We start from the raw sequence: 21,365 nt of genomic DNA, 5'->3' as shown, positions 1-21,365 counted from the left end.
AATCGTGTAGGCATACGTTCCCGGCTGCGTATAGGAAACGGGGGCGAAGCTCACCGAACCATCGGCGGCGTTCTGCGCAGTCTGCAGCACGTTCCCGTTCGCATCCTTCAGCACGAAGCTGAACTGACCTTCTTGCAAATCGCGCCCCTCGAGGGTCTTGCTTGCCTGGAATGTTGCCGAACCGGAAGCGGTATACGAATTCGAGAAACGCGCCTGACCGCCCTGGTACGCAACGGAAGTGGAAAGCGTGCCATCGCCGTTGTCGCTCACGCTCACCTCGACGCGCTTCGAGGACGTATCGTACGTGTACCCGGGCTGGCCATCGTTGATTTCGGAAAGGTAATAGACGAACGTCTTGCCTGCATCGTCTTGCGTGTACGCAATGCTATCGAACAGGATTTTGCCCTGCTCGTCATTGGTTTTCGTCTGCAGCAGAGCACCCGAGGCGTCATAGAGCGCAAACGAGAACTGGCCAGCTGCAAGCGCATGGCCCGAAAGCTCCTTCGTGGCGGAAATCGACGCGGAGCCGGAAGCGCTGTACGTGTTCGTGAAATCAAGCGCCTGCGCGTTCGGCGTCGCGGAAACGCCCAGCGTGCCATCGCCGTTGTCGCTCACATTCACCACAACGGTGTATTCCTGGTCACTGCTGGCAACACCCGCCGCATTCACCGCTTGCTCGCGCACCGTATACGTGTGCTCGCCCACGTCTTCAAGCGAGTAGGTAATCGCAGGGTAGGCGATCTTGCCCGTTGCGTCGCTCGTTGCGATAGCAATGACCTGGCCGTTCTCGAGGATGTCGAATTGGAACGCATCGCCTTCCTGAAGCGCGCGCCCTTGCATGCTCTTCGTTCCCGCGAACTGCACCGAGCCAGTGGCGCTATAGGAGTTGACGAACTCGACTTCGGAAACTTGCTGGTCATCTACGTAATACGCAGGCGAAATGGAAAGCGTGCCATCGCCGTTGTCGCTCACGGAAAGCGTGACGACATGCGTGCGGGAATCGTTTTCGACGCCGGGCATCGACGCGGACTCGGTGATGGCGTACGCGTACGTATGGCCCACGTCGTCGAGGTCGAACGAGATATCGCCGAACGAGAACGACGCCTCCGAACCGCCCTGGGGCGTAATGGTGACAGTATTCGAAGCAGGCATTGGCGTGCTCGCGGCATCGCTTCCCGTGGGTTGCACGGTGAACGTGAGAGAATCGCCGCCGTCGAAGGAAGCGTTCTGCAGCGTCTTCACGCCGCCAAGCGCAAAGGAGCCAGTCGCGGAATACGCGTTATGGAACACCCAGCCATACAGGTTGCAGTAATCGACGTTCGTCACGATCTGCTGCGTCGACGAATCGTACATCACCTGCACGTTTGCCCACTCGGGATGAGCATCGTACGTAACGCCGTCATAGAAGTAATGGGTGTCGTCCAGCTGCACCGCACCGTCGGGAATGTCCTCGGTGAGCAGATACAGATACGCCTTCCCCACATCGTCGAACGTGTAGGTATCGATATCGCTGAAGGAAATGACGCCCGCGTCATCGCAGCTTACCGTGCCAAGCGTGGCAAGGTAGTTCCTCGCGTCGTCGTACTTCGTAACGGTGAACGAAAACTCGCCGAGAACGAGGGAACGCCCCGAGAGCGTCTTGGCGGCGGTCAGCGAAAACGTCGCCGTGCCCGTGAAGGCATTGGCGAACTCGTACGGTTCGGTTGAACCGCTCGTAGCATAGGTGGGAAGCGCCTGCAGCTGGCCCGAGCCATCGTCGTACACGTACACCGTGACCGATTCCTCGTGACCGTCGTACGTGAAATCGCCTACCGAATACGTGCCATCCGCATTACGCGTCGCGCCGCTGGGCACAACTTCCCTGATGGTATAGGCGTACTCGCCTGCGGCATCATACGTGATCTCGTCGAACGACACGGACCCATCCGCCGCATTGGACTTCGTCTGAACGACGTTACCCGCAGCATCCAGAAGCTGGAACTGGAACTGCCCCGCCTCGAGCGACATGCCCTCGAGCCTCTTCGACGCCGCAAGCGCAGCATGGGTTTCCTTTACCGTAGTGGTCGCGTTCGTGAAGGTGATGGACGATACCGACCCGCCATCATATGAGACAGCTGAGGCAAGTTCGCGCTGGTAATTGGCCACCGCCTGGAACACGTTCACGCTCATCGTATGCACCGTGCCGTCGTAGACGACGCCATTGTACGAATACGTGCCATCGCCATTGCTCACGGCTCCATCGGGAATGACCTCGCGAATGTAATAGGTGTACGTGCCGGCGCTCGTGTACGAAATGTCGGCGAAGGAAACCGAGCCATCGGCATCGTTCGAAACCGTCTGCAGAACGCGCCCCGAAGAATCGACGAGCTCGAACTGGAACTGGCCCGCCTCGAGCGTACCGCCGCTGAGCGACTTGGTTACCGAAGCCTGCGTGGAAATCTTCTCGTAATCCTGGTCATACGTCTGCCAGGTGTCGTGCCATTCGCCACTGCCGCTATTCACGGTATCGGCCACGACCCACCCCGACGACGTCGCATAGATGTTGAAGGATGCGTTCGGCGCGAGGAACATGCCCGCAACCGAACCCGTGAGGTTCACCTGGGAGGCGTTGGGGAGATTCCACACGAGATGCTTGGCGATGTCCTCGCTGTTCCTATCTGCGGTGATGCCGTTGTACACCGTTCCGCCAATGGTCATCTTGAACTGCGTCAAGTCGATGCTGCCCGACTTCGTGAGATTGATGACGACGGTCTGGTCGGAATTGCACTTGATGTTCAACGCGCCGTTCTGCCTGCCCAGGTAGTCGTAGTACACGCTATCGAGATTCAGGAAGAACGTGCCCGAACCCGACGACGTGAGGTCGATCACGTAATTCGTAGTGGAATGGTCGGGGTCGCTGCTGTCGGTGCAAGGAGTGGGCAACGCGCCCACGATGGAATTCTTGGTAGCGAACTCAGCCGATTTCGCCGCCGCATCGGAAAGCATCGCGTTCACGTAGTCGTTCACGTCTTCCTGGGACGTGTCATGGAACGTGACGTTGCCGTTGGAAAGGATGTACTGATCGTATTCCGAAGGCGTGTACACGTCGGCGTCGCGGCCCTTGATCATGAACGTGTCGTACACGGTGTCCCACTCGGCCGTAGGCCACCAGCTAACCTGGCGATACGACGAATTGGCAAGCTCGCCAATGAACCACGGCTGGTTGTCGTCGCCCGCGGTGAGATCGTTGCCCGATTGCTGCCGCTGGTAGAGCGTGTTCACGGCGGCATTCGATTCGGCCTCCGACATATACCACGTGTCTGCCACAATGCCGAAGTAACGCGCGTTGCCCAGGACGTCGACGTACGAGAGCTGTTCGCCCTGCGGGTTGTACTTGGTCACTTCGCCGCACGAGGAAATGGCGATAATCGAATTGCTCGTAGTGCTGAAGGATAGGCTCTCCTCGCCATCGACGCTCGCGCCCTCGTTCGAAACTGCCTGCACGTCGATATCGGATGCGCTGATATCGGTTGCATCCTTCGTGCTCTCCGCGCCGGCAAGGGCCGCATCGGAAAGCACGAGGTGGTTGATCTCGATTGCGCTCGCCGTATCGGACGTGACGCCCAGGTCGTCGGAAAGTTGGGAATCGGCAAACGTGACGCGATACGAAACGGACCCCGCCACAGGCTCGACTTCCACGGAAGAGCCCTCGAGCACATTGCCCGCTTCGTCGGTCTTCGGAACCATGAAGGCAACATCCAGCAGAAGCGTATTTTCCGCATCATAGACATCTTGGCCATCCGCGGAGGAAACCGTCTCGTTGAGCGCGCTCATGTACGCGCCGTAGTTGTAACCCTGGGAGGTTTCGGTGACGGGCGTCACGACGAGCTGGGCGTTATCGGGGATAGCCGTAACGTCTTCGAGCGTGGCGGTAACGGTATACCCTTCCCCGGTATACGTGTAGACCGACTTCGCAAACGTCTCGTCGCTTGCAGGCGATGCGTCGGAACGCACAGACGCGGAACCCTCTTCGGAAGAGCCCGCCTGGGGCTGCGTCACGGAAACGGCCGCCGAGGCAGCGCCCTGGTCGCCTTCAACTTCCTGCGTGGCTACCTGAATGGAAAGGCCGTTCACCACGTTCTTCGCCGCAACCGTATACACGCCGTTGGCATCGGGCGAAAGAACCTGCGTGGCGCCATTGATGGTGATGCTCACGCTCTCGAGCTCGTAGCCGCTATCGGCCGACGCCGTGAACTCGAGGTCCTTCTTCGCGGGAACATCCATCTTCGAGCTGGGCGAGGAAACCGTCTGGCCCAGGCACTCGATATAGGCATCGCCCAGGTCGAGCGAGATGGTTACCGTGGAGGAAAGCTCGAGCGTCTGGGACGAGCCGTCACCCTCGGCAAAGCTCGCGGGAATCTGCAACAGAATGAGGGAAAGCGCCAGCAGCGACGCAACGACCCCATTCAGGAGCGAGTCTTTTTCGAATATGGTGCCAAATGCCTGTTTCATGCAAGCTGCCTATCCCGCCACGCGCTTCGCGCTGACGATGAGCCTATTGGTACTCGAGCATGTGCTGAGCGTGATGACCTGGTCGTTTCCGTTCACCTGAACGCCCGTGTCGTACAGGGACGAAGATGCGAGCTGTTGCACGAACGCCCCGAACACGTCCTTGTCGGTGTAGCCAACCGTGTACGCATCGCTGGACGGGTCGACGACGTCGACCGCGAAAACCTGGTAGCGAAACGTGCCTTCGGGCGTGTACACGGTGAACATGCCGCCCGCAGACTCGTAGAAATCTTGGTCAAGGAAGCGGGAAAGGGTACCGAACATACTTCCGTCGGCCATATTGTGCGCATACACGATGGCATGCAGGTCGTTGGTGATGGAAGCGTTGCGATAGTCGAGGAACACGGCGCCCGATACCGAAGACGCCCCCGTGGCATCCGCCGCAAGGTAATAGTCGTTGTCGGAGGCCTGCATGACCGGATAGTCGATGCCCTCGAGCCCGTCGACCGTGATCCATGCCACGGCTTCGGGATAGTCGCCGGTAAGCGCGGCGAAATCGTAGGCACCCTCGCCGGACTCATACGTGTCGCGCATCTGAGCATATACGCTCGCAGCCTGGGAATACCCCATCCATTTCCACGCAAGCCAAGCGCCCGCGGCAAGCACGCACACGCCCAGCACGATCTGCACGACCGTGAGAGTGCGACGTATGGCGACTGTGCGCTGCATGTGCTTGCGTGACCTTTCTTCCGAACCGATTACCGAAGCTTGGTTTTCTTGACGATGCCGATGAGCACGATGAGGACAACGCCCACGGCGGCCAACGCCGCGACGAGGCCCAGGGGCGTTTCATCGCCCGTCTTGGGCGCAACCACGACCGAGGTAACGTCTTCCTCGCCGGAATTGGTACGCGTGGCGCTCGCGCTCGTCGAACGCTCGCCGGAAATCCACTCGTCATAGAGGTTGATCTGGTACGACTGAACGAGTTCGGCATTTCCGCCATCGGCACCGGAAATGATTTCGATGCCCTCCTCGTCAGATGCCTTCACGTAGAAGACGACGTCGTCGGCCTTGTCATATCCATCGGGCGCGGAAACCTCGCGCAGTATGTAATGCACGTTCACGTTGAGCGCCTTGTTGACCTCGTGAATCGACTCGGACGTCGTCCAGTCGGCAACGACCTCGCCCGTCACTTCGTCGATGATGGCCATCTGCGCGCCCACAACCCATTCGTGAGTCTCGGAATCGAGCTTCGAAACGGACAGATGCGTGGCGTCGTCGGAAACCACTACGGGAGCATTCACCGTGGCCGCATACGACGTTGCGGGAACGGCGACAAGCGCCGCGCACGCCACCAGGGCGAAGGCGATACGCGCGATGAAATGTTGCATGTACTTCGTCATATGCGCCCCTTCTACATCGCCTGCTCGGCAGAAAGCGCCGGAGTTCCACTCGAAGGGCCATCGTCATCGTCGCCGCCCTTGCCGCGCTGGTGCACGAGCATGAACGCGATCACCGCCAAAGCGGCCAAGCCAATGCCGAAGCCCAGGATGAACGGCGCGAACGTCTGAATCGAGAGGACGCTATCGGCGTCGCCCCAGAGGAACGCCAAAGGCGATTCGTCTTCGTCGATGCGCTCGCCTTCGCTATCGGTTCCCTCGTTGTTCTGGATGATCGCACCCGAGCCGTTCGAGATAACGCTGTACGCGCCCATATTGGACAGCTGCCCCGCGTCGTCGGCACCCTGCTCGGTCACCGATTCCGAAGCGGAGTAGTCGGCGGGGTCTGCCTGGTAATACGAAACGCGCAGGCGCGAGACGACCGCACCCGCCGAAAGGGCATCGCTGCTGCTGCGGTAGTACACGGTATACGTGCGGAACGCCGAATAGAAGGCATGGCTGATGGGCTCTTCCTGCCCATCGAGGCGAATCCACTCCACGCCATCCTGCGTGAACGAGGCATCGGTCTCGATGAGGAGATTCTGCCCATCGGCAGCGCTCGACGTAAACGACTTGCTGGTAATAACGGATCCGTCGAGCACGTTCACGCAGTTCACCGTTACCTGGTAGTCGGCGGGAACCTCGTATCCTTCGGGCACGTAATACACGTCGACGACGGGGTTCGCTCCGGAATCATACGTATAGGAATACATGGAAGCGCTGCCCGCAATAACGTAGGTCACGCCATCGACGGACGTATAGGAGGAAGGAGGCGTCACCGCTTCCCCACCCTTGTACGCCGTGGCAGTGTCGGTTGCAAGGACGCGCGAGGGATCGTCGGCGCGCTTCGAGGCGTCGATGAGGTTGAACGTTACGGCCATGGAATCGGCATTCGCGGGCTGCTCGTCGTAGTAAAGCGTGTACGTTGCAGAGCCCGAATCCACGCCATCGACGCGGGCATCGAGCGTGAGCACGTTACCCGCAAGCTTCGAAGAGGTAAGGGCATCGGCACCCGAAAGCACATAGGTCGTCGAAGCGCCATCGCCCTGCAGGTACATGGTTTGCGGAGCGCTATACGCGTACGAACCCGTAACGGTTACGAAGTCGGTTGCCAGAAGGCGATTCGTGGCGCGATCCACGAGGTTGATGGTGGCGACGTAGTACCCACCCACCAGCTCGTTGGCTGCGGCAATCTTGCGGCAGGAAATCACGAAGTTGCGCTGACCGGGATTCGACGCCCGAACCGCACGCGTGAAGAAGATGGTGCGGTAGACCGTGCCATCGGACGACGTGATGGCCGTGGGAACGGAAACGGTGCGCGTCTCGCCCGACTGGATGCCCGCGATGGTCTGCGTGGCAAGGGTCCCGCCCGTGTCGGCATCGACATACGTAATGGTTCCGTCGACGGAACCCTGAACGGAATAGGATTCGTAGGCATATTCGAGCGCGCCATCAGAGGAAGAGACCTTAGCCTCACCCGAAGCCGTGCGCGCAAGGCGATACGAAACGCCATCGACGTACATGGATTCCTCGGGCGTGAACGAACGCGCTTCCGAAGAGGAAAGCGTGCGAAGCGCGATGAGCTGGCGCGGGCCGCCATCGAACGATGCGTACACCGGATACGTCGTGCCCTCGTACAGAAGCTGCGTCTGAGCGCGGTCGCCGTACACGCGAATGGTGTACGGATTCTCGTACGAATCGATTTTCAGAAGGAACACGCCCGCTTCGTCCAGCGAGGAAACCGGCTGCTCCAGATGGCTTACGACCGTAACGCCATTGGAAACCACTTCGACGTAGAAGACGTCGCCGTCGTTACCCGTTACGGAAAGCACGGGAACGGAGCCCTGCGTTCGGTAGGAATCGGCGCCCGAGATGGCAACGTCGCCCTGGGCATAGGCATGCCCGGGAACGAGAACGGCAGCCGCGAGCAGCAATGCCCACACGACGACCGCAATTGGCCTTCTAGCAGCACTCATCCAATCCCCTAACCATTGTGACGACGGGCGTTTCGCCCTTTAAAGTGCGATGACATACTTTACACCAGGGGGCAAGAAAAACCCCGTGAGCAAACGTTATCGGCTAAAAATGCCCCCTTACGGACCACATACGGAACATAAGATGTACAAAATTCTTAGAACCTGTTCAATTTCGTTGAAATGGGTAATATAATTGCACCGTAAGACATATGCGCTGCTACGGTAAACGAAGCGGCGGAAAGGCACAGAAGGGGAACCAGCCTCCATGAGCATTGGAATGACCTGCGATTACCGTCTACGACTCACCGACTTCGACCGCTTCGGTCACCTGCACCCGGCAGCGGTACTCGACATCCTGCAAGACCTTGCAACCGTGCAAGCGGAAGACATGGGCATAGGCTACGACGCCATGCATTCGAAGGGCGTTTTCTGGGCAATCGTGCGCATGAAATACGTCGTGCACCAAGAGCCCCAGCACCATTCGATCGTGTCAGTGCGCACATGGCCGCACTCCCCTTCCCGCTTCTCGTTCCACCGCGATTGGACGATGCACGACAAGGAGGGGAACCTGCTCCTTTCCGCGGCATCCGAATGGGTGGTAATGGACGCCAAGGCACGCTCGTTCGTATCCGTCGCCGACATCTACGAAGGGCCGAACGATTTCAGCGAAGACCGGGCATTCGAGGGGCGCATTCGCAAGCTGAAGCCCGCAGCCGGCGAAGGCGCATGCGCGCGCACCATCGTGCCCGGCTACACCGACGTCGACGTGAACGCTCATGTGAACAACGCACGCTACGCGGCATATGCCGTCGACGCACTCGACAACGCAACGGCACGCGCAATCGCTTCGTTCCAGGCCGACTTCAGGCACGAGGTTCGCAAGGGCGAAACACTCGGCGTTTTCACCCACGAAGAGGAGAACGGCGCATTCGTGGAAGTGCGCAAGGAATCGGGAGATGCAGCCTGCAATATCAAGCTCGAATACGCGTAATCCACACGTATTTCATAGTCATTTCATACGATACGACCAGGTAGATTTTTCTTAGTCATTTCTAGGAGTTTGAGGAGCATACAATGGAAAGCGCAACGCAGGAACACAATGGCATATCCTTCTCGCCCGCCATCCTGGCCAAGCTCTGCACCCTCCACGAGCACCGGGGCGCAGAGGAGCTGGCATGCGCGCGCAACCCCGAAGCGCTCGACCCCTATCGTGATTCCGCGATGTTCCACAGCGCCCTGGCCGCCACGCGCCTCGAGGGCATGAGCATCGGCGATACGCGCCTGCGTTGCCTGGCACGCGAGGAAGCCGCGCCGCAAAACGCTGCCGAGCGATTCGCCCTCGGGTACCTCTACGTATGGGGCCTCATCGAGCAGCGCTACGCGTCCATCCGCCTATCCCCCGGCACCATCCAGCAGCTCCATCGCGACATGCTCTGGTACGAGAAATCGGAAGACGCAGGCGAATGGAAAGACGAGTACGACACGCCAGCCGCCATCCGCGAGCTCTGCCGCGCCTACCAAGCCGAAAAGCGCTCGAAGGACAGCGTTCCCCTGCAGAGCATCTTCGTGTTCTACCGATCCTTCAGGGAAATCGATCCGTTCGACCGCTACAACACGTCATGCGCCAACCTGCTCCTGCTGCTGCTTCTGTGCCAGGAGGGCTACACCGTGGGCCTGCACGTTTCCATCGACGCCGCGCTCGAAGAAAACAAGCGCAAGCTCGCAAACGCTGCCAGGAAACGCAAGGAGCACGCCGGCGACGAAACGTACGCGCTGCGCATGCTCGAAACGCTGGAATCGTGCTACGTCACGCAGACGGAGTACTTGAAGAGCATGGGCGAGCGCATGAGCAACGAAGCGCGCATCCGCGCCTACTTCGAGCAGATCGAAGAGCCCGTTACCAAACGCGCCATCATGGACGCCAACCCGTCGATGAGTCAGAAAACGGTCGAACGCATCCTGCAGAAGATGCAGGACGAAGGCGTGCTTCGCAAGGTTGGGGCCGCGCGCGCGACGCGTTACAAGCGCCGCTAGCTACCAGCTGGCGCGAATCGTGCGCGCCTCGGTGACAACGCCCGAAACGGGACGGTCGAAGCGTTCGCGCGTAAGGGCATCGAACACCATGTGGCTTTCGCGACACAGGCCCATGGAATACCCCGGGAAGCGCGATAGGAAGATGTCGTAGTATCCCCCGCCATACCCCAGGCGATAGCCACGCGTGTCGAAGGCCAAGCCAGGAACGAGCGCGATGGAATCGACATGCGCATACGGGTCGACAAGGCGCATCAGGTCGGGGGCGGGCTCGGGGATGCGATGAGAACCGGGAACGAGCCCCTCGAGCGAAGAGATTTCGTACCATTCCATGAAGCGCGTACCGGGAACGCAACGCGGCAAGCACACCTTTTTGCCCAAGGTAAGCGCATGAGAGATGACGGCACGCGTATCGACTTCGCTGCCTACCGAATAGTACGTGAATACCGTATTCGCGCCGATGAATTCGGGCTGCTCATACAAACGGCGAGCGATTGACGCATCGATGGCCCGGCGCTGCACGGCGTCGAGGGCATTGCGACGATCGAGGAACATCTGGCGCTGCGTACGTTTTTCGCATGCCACGGCTTCACAATCAACTTCGGCAATCATGAAATCATCTCCTGTCAGGTCTACCCTCCACGGCAACTCTACCCAACGCAGAACCTTTCGCGGATAGCGCGGAATCATTGTTACCAAAGCGTAGCAGCCACATGGTAAAATGCCCGTGACCTTACAAAACAAGCACCCACAGGCTCTCAATTGGCAAAACACGCTAAACAACAGCCCAAGCCCAAACGACGCGTTGGAAGGGCAATCGCGATTACCCTCGCGCTGCTCGTCGCGCTCGCCGCGGCAGGCTGCGCCATCTACTTCTGGGCGCTTCCCAACATCGCGCGCATTCAGGCCGCGCAGCAATCGCAGGGCGCGAATGCCCAGGGAACGCAAGCTACCGCATCGGCAAGCACCCCCGCACGCGCGACGCAGGCGCAAGAGGCCGACGCAAGCGAGAACGACCAGCATACCGACGAAAACGCTCCCGTGACGTACCAGGCCGCATCGTACGAGGACGTGGCCATCTACTGTCCCGTGAAAACATGCGACCTCACGGCAATCATCTTCCATCAGGCTTCCTATGGCTACGCCCTGCAAATGGACACCGAACTCCCCCGCGCCGACGGGGAAACGGCCTACACCGAGCATTCCGTGCGCGTGAATCACGCGCAGTCGAGCGGAACCTGGGTCGATGCCGACACGGTGCATGCATGGCGCAGCACGGCCGCCACTAACATGGATACTTCCATCGATGCTGGCGCCGCGGCGGGAACGCCGGTGTACGCGCCCGTAACGGGAACGGTCGTATTGGTGACGGAATACCAGCTATTCGACCAGCTCACCGATTACGAGATTCACATTCAGCCCGAAGGTCACCCCGAACTCGACGTGGTGGTCATCCACACCACCGACCCGCTCGTGCAGGCAGGCAGCACCGTGGTTGCGGGTGCCACGCAGATCTCCTACGTGCGCGATATCGCAAGCACCATCAGCGGAGTTCAGCTCGCCGAATACACGAGCGAAGACGACCCGGGCAACCATGCGCACGTGCAGATCAACGACGCCGATTACGCGGGCTACCGCGAGACGAAGCTCCAAGGAGCCATCACCGTCTCCTAAGTGCCGCGCGGCGTGCTATGCACCCTCTTACACGATGTCGTAGAGTTGCTCGAAGCGCGAGACCGACATGGGCTTGGCGAAATAGAAGCCCTGGAACACCTTGCAGCCCATCGATTTCAGCATCTCGAACTGCTCGAGCGTCTCGACGCCCTCCGTGATGGCGCCAATATGCAGCTTGCGGGACAGGTCGATAACCGACTGCAGGATGATGCGCGCGCGTTCGTGCTCGGTTGCCTCGCGCAGGAAGAGCATGTCAATCTTCAGCGCGTCGACGGGAATCTCGCGCAGCATGTTCAGCGACGAATACGCGCTTCCGAAGTCGTCCATTTCCACGACGAAGCCTTCGGCCTGCAGCGCCTTGATGTCGACGAGGCGCTTCTCGATATCTGCCATCATGGCCGTCTCGGTGATTTCCAAGCGCAGGCGCGACGGGTCGACGCCATAGCGATGCACGAGCTTCAGCAGACGCTTGCGCACGTCCATGAACGTGAAGTCCTTCGCGGATACGTTCACGGAGAGCGTAAGGTCGGTGCGGCCCAGCATCTGCCACGTGCCCAGAATGCGGCACGCGTTTTCCCACATGAGATCGTCGACCTTGGTGATGAGGCCGCTGTATTCCAGCACGGGCACGAATTCGGAAGGCGCCAGGAAACCGCGTTCGCGATGATTCCAGCGAACGAGCAGCTCGGCACCCAGGATGTTCCCCGAATCGTCGACCTGGGGTTGCAGGTACGGAATGATGTCGCCGCCCTGAATGGCATCTTCGAGCGACCCGATGATAGAGTGCGTCCAGACGCGTTCCTCGCGCACCCGGTTGTCGAACATACGCACACGGCGATCGATGCTCATGGAGCAACCATCGATCGCCATATGCGCACGGTCGATCATCGTTTCAACGGGCAACGACGGGTCGTCGATGGCGTATACGCCAATGTGAACCAGAATGGGATAGAAGGTATTCTTGTCGAGCCTGATGATGTGGTTGGTGCAGGCTTCGAGCATGTCGCCGTCGAAGTCGCAGGCACGCATGATGGCGCAAAACTTATCGGCACCCACGCGGCCATAGACCATGCCTTCGGTCTTGTAGAAGCGCAGGGCCGTGGCTATGCGCATGAGGAGCTTGTCTCCCCCATCTCGGCCGTACACGTCGTTGACCATCTTGAAGTCGTGCACGTTGGACACGAGCACGTAGTACTGCGTGTTGGGGTTGGCATCAAGAAGCTCGCGCGCCCGTTCGCAGAACATGCGCCGGTTGTACAAGCCGGTGAGCTCGTCGTGCGTGGAGCCATACAGAGAATCGGCATCCAGCCGTTCCATCAGCTGTTTCTTCAACTTGACGCGCGTAGAGGTTACGGAATGCGACACAGAACGGCGAATGCCTGCCGACAAGGAGACATTGCTCAATTTGCTCATGAATCAACTCCGTACCGATGATGAATAGGCGACGATAAAATGCTGTGTTTAGGTCATCACGCGGTGTGGATTTTACTACATCTCGGTAAAGAAATAGCTTAGCCAAGATATTTAATCTCGAAATCGCGCACAGACATCGGGCGAGCGAAATAGTACCCCTGAAATAGACGACATCCCATGTCGAGCAGCATGCGATACTGCTGCTCGGTTTCCACGCCCTCGGTGATATTGGGCATTCCCAGGCTATCGGAAAGCGAAATGACGCTCTTCAGAATCTTCCTCGCGCGCTCGGCATCCTTCGCGTGCGACAGGAACGCCATATCGATTTTCAAGATGTCCACGGGCATGTCCTTCAGCATGCCCAGCGAGGAATAGCCGCTGCCGAAGTCGTCCATTTCCACGATGAAGCCCTCGCTGCGCAGACGTTCGAGCGCCGCCATGCCGTTTCCGCCGTGCTCCATCACCACGGCCTCGGTAATTTCCAGATGCAGCGACGTGGGCGAAATGCCATACTCGCGCACCAGGTCGATGAGCGTCTGGGCCACGTCGATGAAGAAGAAATCGCGAGGCGAGATGTTCACCGCCATGTACAAGTCGATGCCACGTGTCTCCCACTCCCGCAGGATGCGGCATGCCTCTTCCCACATATGCGCATCAAGGCGCACAATCATGCCATTGCGTTCGAAGATGGGAATGAACTTATCGGGACGCAGGGAACCCCATTCGGGATGAATCCACCGCGCGAGTGCTTCCGCGCCTTCCACGTCGCCGTGCGAATTAACCTGAGGCTGCAAGTACGCCTGTATCTGGCCTTTCTGCATGGCTTCATCCACCGCGCCGATGACCTTCTTAGACCACAGCAAGTCGTCGCGCATCGCGTCGTCGAAGATGGCCACGCGTCGCTCCGAGGCGTACTCGGCGCCAATGGACTTCGCGGCGAACATGGCGCGGTCGATCATGACGGTAACGGGAAGCGCCCTATCGAACACCTCGAAGATGCCCACATGCACCACCACGGGGAAATAGCGGTCGCTGCGCACGTAGGCAACCTTTTCGGGCAGCTCGACGAACGTGCGGTAATCGACGCGGTCGCGATCGAAGAACACGGCGAAGTGGTCGGCCCCCATGCGCGCGTAAATCGTAGAGGGGCTCGAGGCGTCGCGCAGCGCCGTGGCAATGCGCATGAGCAGGTCGTTGCCCTCGTCGGAGCCATAGATGTCGTTGATGAGGCTGAAATCCTTGATGTTGGACACGGCGATGGCGTAGTTCGTATTCGGGTCGTCGCGCAGGCGCCGCTGCACTTCCTCGCAGAAATGGTGCTTACGGTAGAGCCCGGTAAGGCTGTCGTGATTGGCCCGGTAACGCGCCTGCTGGGTGGCCTTGCGCTCCTCGAGCAGGCTCTCCTCGTATTCCGTCTTGTCGTACACGATGAGGTAGCCGCCCACCACGCGATTGCGCTTGTCGGTTATCACGCTATAGCGCACGCGGAAGAACCTATCGACGCCCTGGATGTTCTCGTACGCATCGCGCTCGTGCGCAACCGTATACGATGCGCCTGCGCCCATGAAGCGCGAGAAGAGGATATTGCCCGCCGCCAGGTCGCGCGCGTCGACGCCAAACTGCTTCTGGGCAGCCTCGTTCACGAACAGGCAGTTCGAGTCGCCATCGAACACGGCAATCACCTCGCCGAACTCCGAGACCACGCGCGAGAGAAGCCGGTCGATGACCACGAAGGGCTTGTACACGACGGCGAAGAAGAAGCCGAGCAGCGCGCAGGCCCCATAGGCAATGAACGAATACCCCAGCGGCGTGTTCGTCGAAAGGTAGTAGACATCGCAGCACAGCGCGATTATCACCGCCACCATCATGGCGACGTAGCGTTCCGAATACACCACCGGAGCCGAAAGGGCCTTTTCCAGCAGGAAGATGATCGTGGTGAGGAAGAAGAGGAGCGTGACCAGCTGATGCACGAACAGCCAGAACGAGGGAATCATGACGAACGACCCCATCCAGGGGGTGAACCCCGTGGGAACGAGCATGAACACGTGCCCGAACGTAATGTTAAGCAGAATGGAGATCGTATCGACGGTTGCCACCCCTGCCAGAATGTACGACCAGGTCGTGCCGCGATACGGGTTCGAGCAGTACACCGCCGTGAAGTTGATGAGCTCGATGAGCATCCAGTCGGTGCCGATGAAGAAGAGGCTGTACCCAAAATAGGCCAGCGGCTCGAACGGCGAGACGACCATGATGATGTCGCCAATGATGGGCAGAAGCACGAACGCCAACAGGCGCGTCATGTCGTAGGCAAGAGGGCGCGACGAACGATGGGCTATGCGCATGCACACGCAAATAGCCCCAACCATAGAAAGAGAGACGCCTAGAAACGAATACATACCCCAGACCCACGTACTGCACATCCCATTTCCGTACTAGAATTGTAACACTTGCGGTAGCATATGGCGTACCTTCATGCGCTACTTGCAATGGATACACCCTTTATCCATTCGCTAAAGTGCCCAGCACACGCGGCGAACACATAGCCACGCTTGGAATGTGCAGATTTTGATTGCCGTAAAAATTGGGGTTGATTTGAGCGCTTGGGACAGCTAATATACTTTTCGCTGCGTGAGCAGCAGACATATTCGGGTTGTGGCGCAGTTTGGTAGCGCACTTGACTGGGGGTCAAGGGGTCGCAGGTTCAAATCCTGTCAACCCGACCAGCTAAAACAGCGGGTCAGAAGTTCTCTTCTGGCCCGCTTTGCTTTGCCCGCATAATCGCCCGCACGAGGACACGAAAAAGGCGACGACCCGAAAGCCGTCGCCTTACGTAGCGCGAAAGCGCTAGAAAGCCTGAGCGGGAAGCCCTTGCAGGAGCCCCGCTCACCGCGCATAGCGCAGCAAGGGCCCTACCCCTGCTGAAGAGGAATGCGCTCGTCGTCGACGTTGAAGAGCTCGCGCGTTTCGGGAGCCTCCTCCGCCTCGATTCCGTGGCGCTCCACGAAGCCCGTCATGATGAGCGAAAGCGCTCCGTCGCCCGTCACGTTGCAAGCGGTGCCGAAGCTATCCTGCAGGGCGAAGATCGTAAGCACGAGCGCCGTGCCCGTGGCATCGAAGCCCACAACGCCCGTGATAAGGCCCAGCGACGCCATGACCGTGCCACCGGGAACACCGGGTGCGCCAATGGCGAACACGCCCAGGAGCAGGCAGAACAGAATCATCGTGCCAATGCTGGGCATGGCGCCGTACAGCATCTTGGAGATGGTCATCACGAAGAACACCTCGGTGAGCACCGAGCCGCACAGATGGATGTTGGCAAACAGCGGAATGCCGAAGCTCACCATATCCTTGCGCAGGGGCTTCGCCTTGCCGGCGCACTGCAGCGCCACCGCAAGCGTGGCAGCGGAGCTCATGGTGCCAATAGCCGTAAGGTAGGCAGGGCCGTAATGCCTGATGACCTGCAGCGGATTCTTCCCCGAATACGCACCGGCAATGCCGTAGAGCACGGCAAGCCAGATGTAATGGCCCAGGATGACGATGAGCACGACCACGATGAACACGGGCAGCTGCTGCGTGATGGCGCCTTCGTAGGCCAGGCCGCAGAACGTGCACGCGATGAACACGGGCAGCACGGGAATGATGACCTTGGTAACCACGGCCAGCACGATGCGCTGGAACTCGTCGAGAATCTGCGGAATGGCCTTTGCCTTCGTCCACACAGACGCCAGGCCGACGACAACGGAGAACACGAGCGCGCTCATAACGCTCATGATCTGCGGAATGTCGAGCTGGAACGGCACGTCGGGCAGCTCGCGCAGGCCAGCTGGGTCGGTGACGATCGAAAGCTGCGGAATGAGCGCATAGCCGGAAAGCGTGCTGAAGAACGCCGCGCCAATGGAGCTCGCGTACGCGATGAGAATGGCGAAGCCAAGCACGCGCGACACGTTGCTGCCAAGCTTCGTGATAGACGGCGCGATGAACCCGATGATGATCAGCGGGACGCAGAACATGATGAGCTGGTTGAGAACGTACTTAACCGTAACGATAACGAGCATGACCTGCTCGCTGGCAACCAAACCCACCAGAATGCCCACGATCACAGCCACGAGCAGAATAAAGGGCAAGCTGGTAACTACCTTCTTCATTGCCTTCCTTTCCCCATTTGAACGGAAGAGCTCCCTTGGGCCTCTTCCCACAGCGCTTAACTATATCCGTTTTTACCGATAACGGACGATAAAAAATGCCGCCGGACAATCCGGCGGCATCCTCTAGGTTAGATTCCCCCGGCAGGCGCCTATGCGCGCACCGATGACGCCGAGGGAACGGCACCCTGCCCTTCGCGGCAACGCACGCTCGCGAACACGCTGCCTGCGATGTTGTGCCACACGCTGAAGATGGCGCCTGGAAGCGTGGCCAGCGGATTCGCGGCGAAGTTGGCAGCGGCGAGGCTCACCGACAATCCGCTGTTCTGCATGCCTACCTCGATGGCAAGCGCGGTGGTCTTGGCATAGTCCATCTTGAACAGGCGCGCGATGCCATAGCCCACGCCCATGCCGATGGCGTTATGCAGCACGACGACCGCCAGCACCAAGGCGCCGCTCTCCAGAATCTTCGTCGTATTAGCGGCGGTGATGCCAGCCACGATGAAGGCGATGGCAAACACGGAAATCACGGGCAGCACGGGCTGAACGGCCTGTACGGCGCGATGCGCGAAGGCACTCACCACAAGACCGCACAGCACGGGAAGAAGCACGACCTGCACCACGGAGAGGAACATCGAGACGATGGATACCTCGACCCAAGCCCCCGCCAGGGCATATACCAAAACGGGCGTTACGAGGGGCGCCAGAAGCGTCGAGACGATGGTCATGCCCACCGACAGGGGCACGTCGCCCTTCGCGATGTAGGTGATCACGTTGCTGGCCGTGCCGCCCGGGCAGCAGCCAAGCAGGATGACGCCCAGCGCGATGTCGGCAGGAAGCTGCAGCACCGTGGCAAGCGCCCAGGCCGCAAGGGGCATGACGGTATACTGGGCCACCGCGCCGATGATGACCTCGCGCGGATGCGTGAACACCACCTTGAAGTCGGAAGGCTTGATGGTGAGGCCCATGCCGAACATGATGATGCCCAGGAAGATGGTGGTGTAGCCCGTGGCCCACACGAAGCCCTGGGGCACCACGAAGGCGATGAGCGAAAGAACGATGATGATAAGCGCCACGTGACGCGTGAGCACGGTGCCCACGTTCGAGAGAATACGCATGATGACCCCTTACTTGGCAGGCTCGTAGATGAAGTTGTCGATGAGACGCGTCGTGCCGATGCGCACGGCCATGGAAACGAGCGCGGCACGGTCGAGCGAATCGATCGGCTGCATATCCAGGGCATCGTTCACGCATACGTACTCGACGTTGGCCAGGGGCTCTTCGGAAAGCACCCCGAGCATTTCGGGAACGAGCTCGTTCACCGGCATGCCATCGTGCGCGATTTCCTGCCCATGGAAGATGGAACGGCTCAGAATGGTCGCGGCCTGGCGCTCGCGCTCCGACAGGTACGTGTTACGCGAAGACTTCGCGAGACCATCGCTCTCGCGCACGATTGGACAGCCCACCACCTGCACGTCGAAGTTCAGGTCGTCGACCATCTTGCGGATGATGGCAAGCTGCTGCGCGTCCTTCTGGCCGAAATACGCACGGTCGGGCTGCACGATGTTGAACAGCTTCGACACAACGGTGCACACGCCACGGAAGTGGATGGGGCGCGCTGCTCCCTCGAGCGTATCCGACAGGTAGTCGATGCTCACGTACGCATGCGCATCCACGTACATCTCGCTGGGCTCGGGATGGAACACGTACGTGGCGCCCAAGTCCTCGCACAGCTTGCAGTCGGCTTCGAAATCGCGCGGATACGCAGCCAGGTCCTCACCCGGCGCGAACTGCGTCGGATTCAGGAACACGCTCACGACGGTGACATCGTTCTCGGATGCCGAACGCGCAATGAGGCTCGCATGTCCCTCATGCAGAAAGCCCATGGTGGGCACGAGGCCGATGGTCTTTCCCTCGCGCTTGAGCGCGCGCAAGACGCGTTTCGCGTCGGCAACGGTAGTGATAACTTCCATGACTCCCCCTAAGCCAGATCCTCAAGGCGCCCATGCGCCTCGTACGTGGTGATGCGCGATGCATGGTTGAAACCGTCCACGAATACGACGTTCGGCTTCGCGGTTGCGGCTTCCTTCTCGTCCATCTGCGCATACGCCATGATGATGACGTGATTGCCAACGTTGGCGCAGTGAGCGGCCGCACCGTTGACGCAGATGACGCCACTCCCCCGCTCGCCGGCGATGGTGTAGGTGGCGAAGCGGTCGCCACGCTCGACGTTCGCGATTTCCACGCGCTCGTACTCGCGGATACCCGCCGCATCCAGCAGGTCGGCGTCAATGGTGATGCTGCCGATGTAGTCGAGCTCGGCCTGCGTCACGCGTGCGCGGTGGATTTTCCCATGCAGCATGGTGGTAAGCAAAACAATTCCTCCTAGCCCCTCTTGATGTGCTAAAGGATGCTATCAGGAGGAACTAGGAGGAACAAATAGATTTAAATTATGCGGGGTACTGCGGGGTTCTAACGCTCTTCCGGCATGAGGGACAGGACCTTGTCGAGCACGATGTCGGCAAGTTCGGCCTTCAGCATATAGGGAACATGCTCGTCGCCGTTTTCGGTGACCATCCAGATTTCGTTGCCCTCGGTGCCGAACGCGAGGCCGTTGCCAACCTGGTTGGCGATGATCATGTCGGCATTCTTCGCCGCAAGCTTCTTGCGCGCATTGGGAACCACGTCGTGCGTTTCCGCGGCAAACCCAACTACCACCTGGCCGTTCTTCGCATGGCCCATCTCGGAGAGGATATCGGGGTTCTCCGCCAAGCGAATGGTGGAAAGCGCAGCGTCGTCGAGGCCCTTCTTCAGCTTGTGGTCGGCTTCGTTCTCGGGACGCAAATCGGCCACGGCCGCAGCGAAAATAGCCAGGTCGCACGTGGGGAACACCTCGGCCACGGCGTCGCGCATCTCGCGCGCGGTACGCACGGGCACCACGGTGACGCCCTCGGGCGCATCGACGGCAACGGGGCCGGAAACGATCGTGACGTGCGCGCCGCGCTTCGCGGCAGCCGTGGCGAGCGAATAGCCCGTCTTTCCACTGCTGAAATTCGTGATGTAGCGCACGGGATCGATGGGCTCGATGGTGGGACCGGCAGTAATCATGAGATTGAGGCCCTTCATGTCGCCGGAAATGCCCAGCGTCGTAAGGGCGCGCGCCACGATATCATCCACGGGAGCAAGCTTACCGCGACCCACGTAACCGCAGGCTAGATAGCCCTCCTGCGCCTCGATGATCTGGTAGCCGCGCATTTCCAGAATGGCCATGTTGTTCAAGTTGGCCGGGCTGGTGTACATGTTCACGTTCGCCGAAGGGGCAACGATGATGGGGCACGAGCATGCGATAGCCGTGGACGTGAGCAGGTCGTCGGCAATGCCGTTGGCCAGCTTGGCAACCACATTCACCGTGCACGGCGCAATGAGGAAGAGGTCGGCCTCCTCGGCAAGGCTGATGTGAGGAATGGGGTCGCCACCCTCGGTAAACATCTCGACGCCCACTTCTTCGTGCGTAAGTGCGCGGAAGGTAAGCGGGGTCACGAACTTGGTAGCATGCTCGGTCATGACGACCCTCACGCGCACGCCAGCGTTCTGCAGACCTCGAACGATCTCGCAAGCCTTATACGCTGCAATGCCGCCCGTAACGCCAACCAGGACGGTCTTCTGCTCTGAACCCATCTGAATGCTTTCTACTCGTTCGCGCGCGTACCTAATCGCCAAACGCGCTTTTCCCTATATTACGGCGAAGCACATCGGCAATAATGCGAACGTGCTCCTGGCTATCGTTGAGACACGGAACCCACACAAAACGGCCATTCGTGTTAATGGTGTTGGCGATGGAGCCGTCGATTGCGGCTTTCGCGGGCTTCGCGCCAGCTCCTTCGAGCGCAGGCACCATCTCATGCGGAATGTCATAGAGCGTTTCCAGGCAGTCGACCGCAAAGCCCGGACATGCGAAGAACACGCGAAAACGCTGGTCGCGCCACCCTTCCAGCACGTCGGTGGAAAGCGGCGACGCCCACGCCTTAGGGTTATGCCCGAACACGCTCTGATACGACACGGTAACGCTCGCGGGGTCGAGCCCCAGCCGTTCGCATACCAGATTGGCAGTCGCGCGCGCTTGCGTGCGGTACGTATCGCCCGCCTTTTCGTCCTTCAGCGGAATGGCGTGGAACGACAGCATGAGCCTATCGCCCGCAGCG

Annotated in this window: 16 protein-coding genes and 1 tRNA gene; 4 read left to right on the top strand and 13 right to left on the bottom strand. The window is 59.8% G+C overall.

Annotated elements, in window-relative coordinates; genetic code table 11:
• From AC04P6_RS00985 to AC04P6_RS00970, 4 genes are all read right to left on the bottom strand, one after another.
• Window positions 1–4,491: Spy0128 family protein (locus tag AC04P6_RS00985; protein WP_475564723.1), on the bottom strand; the 4,491-nt coding region annotated here is incomplete at its 3' end.
• A gap of 9 nt (window positions 4,492–4,500) precedes the next feature.
• On the bottom strand, window positions 4,501–5,217 hold the full coding sequence (srtB, locus tag AC04P6_RS00980) for a class B sortase (RefSeq protein ID WP_475564722.1): 717 nt from the start codon (window positions 5,215–5,217) through the stop codon (window positions 4,501–4,503).
• 29 nt (window positions 5,218–5,246) lie between these two features.
• Window positions 5,247–5,891 carry a SpaA isopeptide-forming pilin-related protein gene (locus AC04P6_RS00975; RefSeq protein WP_475564721.1) on the bottom strand — a complete coding sequence of 215 codons (645 nt, stop codon included), beginning with the start codon at window positions 5,889–5,891 and terminating at the stop codon, window positions 5,247–5,249.
• Between the two features lie 11 nt (window positions 5,892–5,902).
• Window positions 5,903–7,903, bottom strand: a complete 2,001-nt coding sequence (locus tag AC04P6_RS00970; RefSeq protein WP_475564720.1) for a hypothetical protein — start codon at window positions 7,901–7,903, stop codon at window positions 5,903–5,905.
• A 265-nt stretch (window positions 7,904–8,168) separates the two neighbouring features.
• Here AC04P6_RS00970 and AC04P6_RS00965 point away from each other — a divergent pair, with 265 nt between their 5' ends.
• Both AC04P6_RS00965 and AC04P6_RS00960 read left to right on the top strand, forming a co-directional pair.
• Window positions 8,169–8,894, top strand: coding sequence for an acyl-[acyl-carrier-protein] thioesterase (locus AC04P6_RS00965; protein WP_475564719.1), 726 nt, complete (start codon window positions 8,169–8,171; stop codon window positions 8,892–8,894).
• A gap of 83 nt (window positions 8,895–8,977) precedes the next feature.
• Window positions 8,978–9,937 (top strand): Fic family protein, encoded by a 960-nt coding sequence (locus AC04P6_RS00960; RefSeq protein ID WP_475564718.1) that lies wholly within the window; start codon window positions 8,978–8,980, stop codon window positions 9,935–9,937.
• On the opposite strand, the gene AC04P6_RS00955 is transcribed toward AC04P6_RS00960, so the two are convergent.
• Window positions 9,938–10,546 (bottom strand): 5-formyltetrahydrofolate cyclo-ligase, encoded by a 609-nt coding sequence (locus AC04P6_RS00955; RefSeq protein WP_475564717.1) that lies wholly within the window; start codon window positions 10,544–10,546, stop codon window positions 9,938–9,940. It abuts the gene before it with no gap.
• A gap of 150 nt (window positions 10,547–10,696) precedes the next feature.
• On the opposite strand from AC04P6_RS00955, the gene AC04P6_RS00950 reads away from it, so the two are divergent.
• Window positions 10,697–11,608, top strand: coding sequence for a hypothetical protein (locus AC04P6_RS00950; RefSeq protein ID WP_475564716.1), 912 nt, complete (start codon window positions 10,697–10,699; stop codon window positions 11,606–11,608).
• Between the two features lie 27 nt (window positions 11,609–11,635).
• Here AC04P6_RS00950 and AC04P6_RS00945 read toward each other — a convergent pair whose 3' ends face one another.
• The gene (locus tag AC04P6_RS00945; protein ID WP_475564715.1) at window positions 11,636–13,021 is read right to left on the bottom strand and encodes a putative bifunctional diguanylate cyclase/phosphodiesterase; all 1,386 of its coding nucleotides are present in this window, start codon (window positions 13,019–13,021) and stop codon (window positions 11,636–11,638) included.
• Between the two features lie 98 nt (window positions 13,022–13,119).
• Complete coding sequence (locus AC04P6_RS00940; RefSeq protein ID WP_475564714.1) at window positions 13,120–15,363, bottom strand: EAL domain-containing protein; 2,244 nt, start codon at window positions 15,361–15,363, stop codon at window positions 13,120–13,122.
• 304 nt (window positions 15,364–15,667) lie between these two features.
• On the opposite strand from AC04P6_RS00940, the gene AC04P6_RS00935 reads away from it, so the two are divergent.
• Window positions 15,668–15,744 (top strand) — tRNA-Pro (locus AC04P6_RS00935).
• 186 nt (window positions 15,745–15,930) lie between these two features.
• Here AC04P6_RS00935 and AC04P6_RS00930 read toward each other — a convergent pair.
• The 6 genes from AC04P6_RS00930 to AC04P6_RS00905 form a co-directional block, all read right to left on the bottom strand.
• On the bottom strand, window positions 15,931–17,166 hold the full coding sequence (locus tag AC04P6_RS00930) for a dicarboxylate/amino acid:cation symporter (protein WP_475564713.1): 1,236 nt from the start codon (window positions 17,164–17,166) through the stop codon (window positions 15,931–15,933).
• Between the two features lie 149 nt (window positions 17,167–17,315).
• Window positions 17,316–18,281 carry a bile acid:sodium symporter family protein gene (locus AC04P6_RS00925; RefSeq protein ID WP_475564712.1) on the bottom strand — a complete coding sequence of 322 codons (966 nt, stop codon included), beginning with the start codon at window positions 18,279–18,281 and terminating at the stop codon, window positions 17,316–17,318.
• A 9-nt stretch (window positions 18,282–18,290) separates the two neighbouring features.
• On the bottom strand, window positions 18,291–19,136 hold the full coding sequence (gene panC, locus AC04P6_RS00920; RefSeq protein WP_475564711.1) for a pantoate--beta-alanine ligase: 846 nt from the start codon (window positions 19,134–19,136) through the stop codon (window positions 18,291–18,293).
• An 8-nt stretch (window positions 19,137–19,144) separates the two neighbouring features.
• On the bottom strand, window positions 19,145–19,537 hold the full coding sequence (gene panD, locus AC04P6_RS00915; protein WP_475564710.1) for an aspartate 1-decarboxylase: 393 nt from the start codon (window positions 19,535–19,537) through the stop codon (window positions 19,145–19,147).
• Between the two features lie 98 nt (window positions 19,538–19,635).
• Entirely contained in the window at window positions 19,636–20,841 is a 1,206-nt protein-coding gene (gene coaBC, locus AC04P6_RS00910) for a bifunctional phosphopantothenoylcysteine decarboxylase/phosphopantothenate--cysteine ligase CoaBC (RefSeq protein WP_475564709.1), read from the bottom strand.
• A 31-nt stretch (window positions 20,842–20,872) separates the two neighbouring features.
• Window positions 20,873–21,365, bottom strand: a 493-nt coding sequence (locus AC04P6_RS00905; protein ID WP_475564708.1) for a ferrochelatase, incomplete at its 5' end; no start/stop codon positions are given.

This window comes from Denitrobacterium sp., from assembly GCF_056180635.1.
The sequence above is the reverse complement of the archived record's forward strand: the minus strand, read 5'-3'. Positions and strand labels throughout refer to the sequence as shown.

What these genes read in the sequence shown, in the direction of transcription:
- AC04P6_RS00955 (WP_475564717.1), bottom strand. Translation starts at nt 10,546, where the DNA reads ATGATTGCCGAAGTTGATTGTGAAGCCGTGGCATGCGAAAAACGTACG.
- AC04P6_RS00960 (WP_475564718.1), top strand. Translation starts at nt 8,978, where the DNA reads ATGGAAAGCGCAACGCAGGAACACAATGGCATATCCTTCTCGCCCGCC.
- AC04P6_RS00925 (WP_475564712.1), bottom strand. Translation starts at nt 18,281, where the DNA reads ATGCGTATTCTCTCGAACGTGGGCACCGTGCTCACGCGTCACGTGGCG.
- AC04P6_RS00975 (WP_475564721.1), bottom strand. Translation starts at nt 5,891, where the DNA reads ATGACGAAGTACATGCAACATTTCATCGCGCGTATCGCCTTCGCCCTG.
- AC04P6_RS00970 (WP_475564720.1), bottom strand. Translation starts at nt 7,903, where the DNA reads ATGAGTGCTGCTAGAAGGCCAATTGCGGTCGTCGTGTGGGCATTGCTG.
- srtB (WP_475564722.1), bottom strand. Translation starts at nt 5,217, where the DNA reads ATGCAGCGCACAGTCGCCATACGTCGCACTCTCACGGTCGTGCAGATC.
- AC04P6_RS00945 (WP_475564715.1), bottom strand. Translation starts at nt 13,021, where the DNA reads ATGAGCAAATTGAGCAATGTCTCCTTGTCGGCAGGCATTCGCCGTTCT.
- AC04P6_RS00965 (WP_475564719.1), top strand. Translation starts at nt 8,169, where the DNA reads ATGAGCATTGGAATGACCTGCGATTACCGTCTACGACTCACCGACTTC.
- coaBC (WP_475564709.1), bottom strand. Translation starts at nt 20,841, where the DNA reads ATGGGTTCAGAGCAGAAGACCGTCCTGGTTGGCGTTACGGGCGGCATT.
- AC04P6_RS00940 (WP_475564714.1), bottom strand. Translation starts at nt 15,363, where the DNA reads ATGCGCATAGCCCATCGTTCGTCGCGCCCTCTTGCCTACGACATGACG.
- AC04P6_RS00930 (WP_475564713.1), bottom strand. Translation starts at nt 17,166, where the DNA reads ATGAAGAAGGTAGTTACCAGCTTGCCCTTTATTCTGCTCGTGGCTGTG.
- panC (WP_475564711.1), bottom strand. Translation starts at nt 19,136, where the DNA reads ATGGAAGTTATCACTACCGTTGCCGACGCGAAACGCGTCTTGCGCGCG.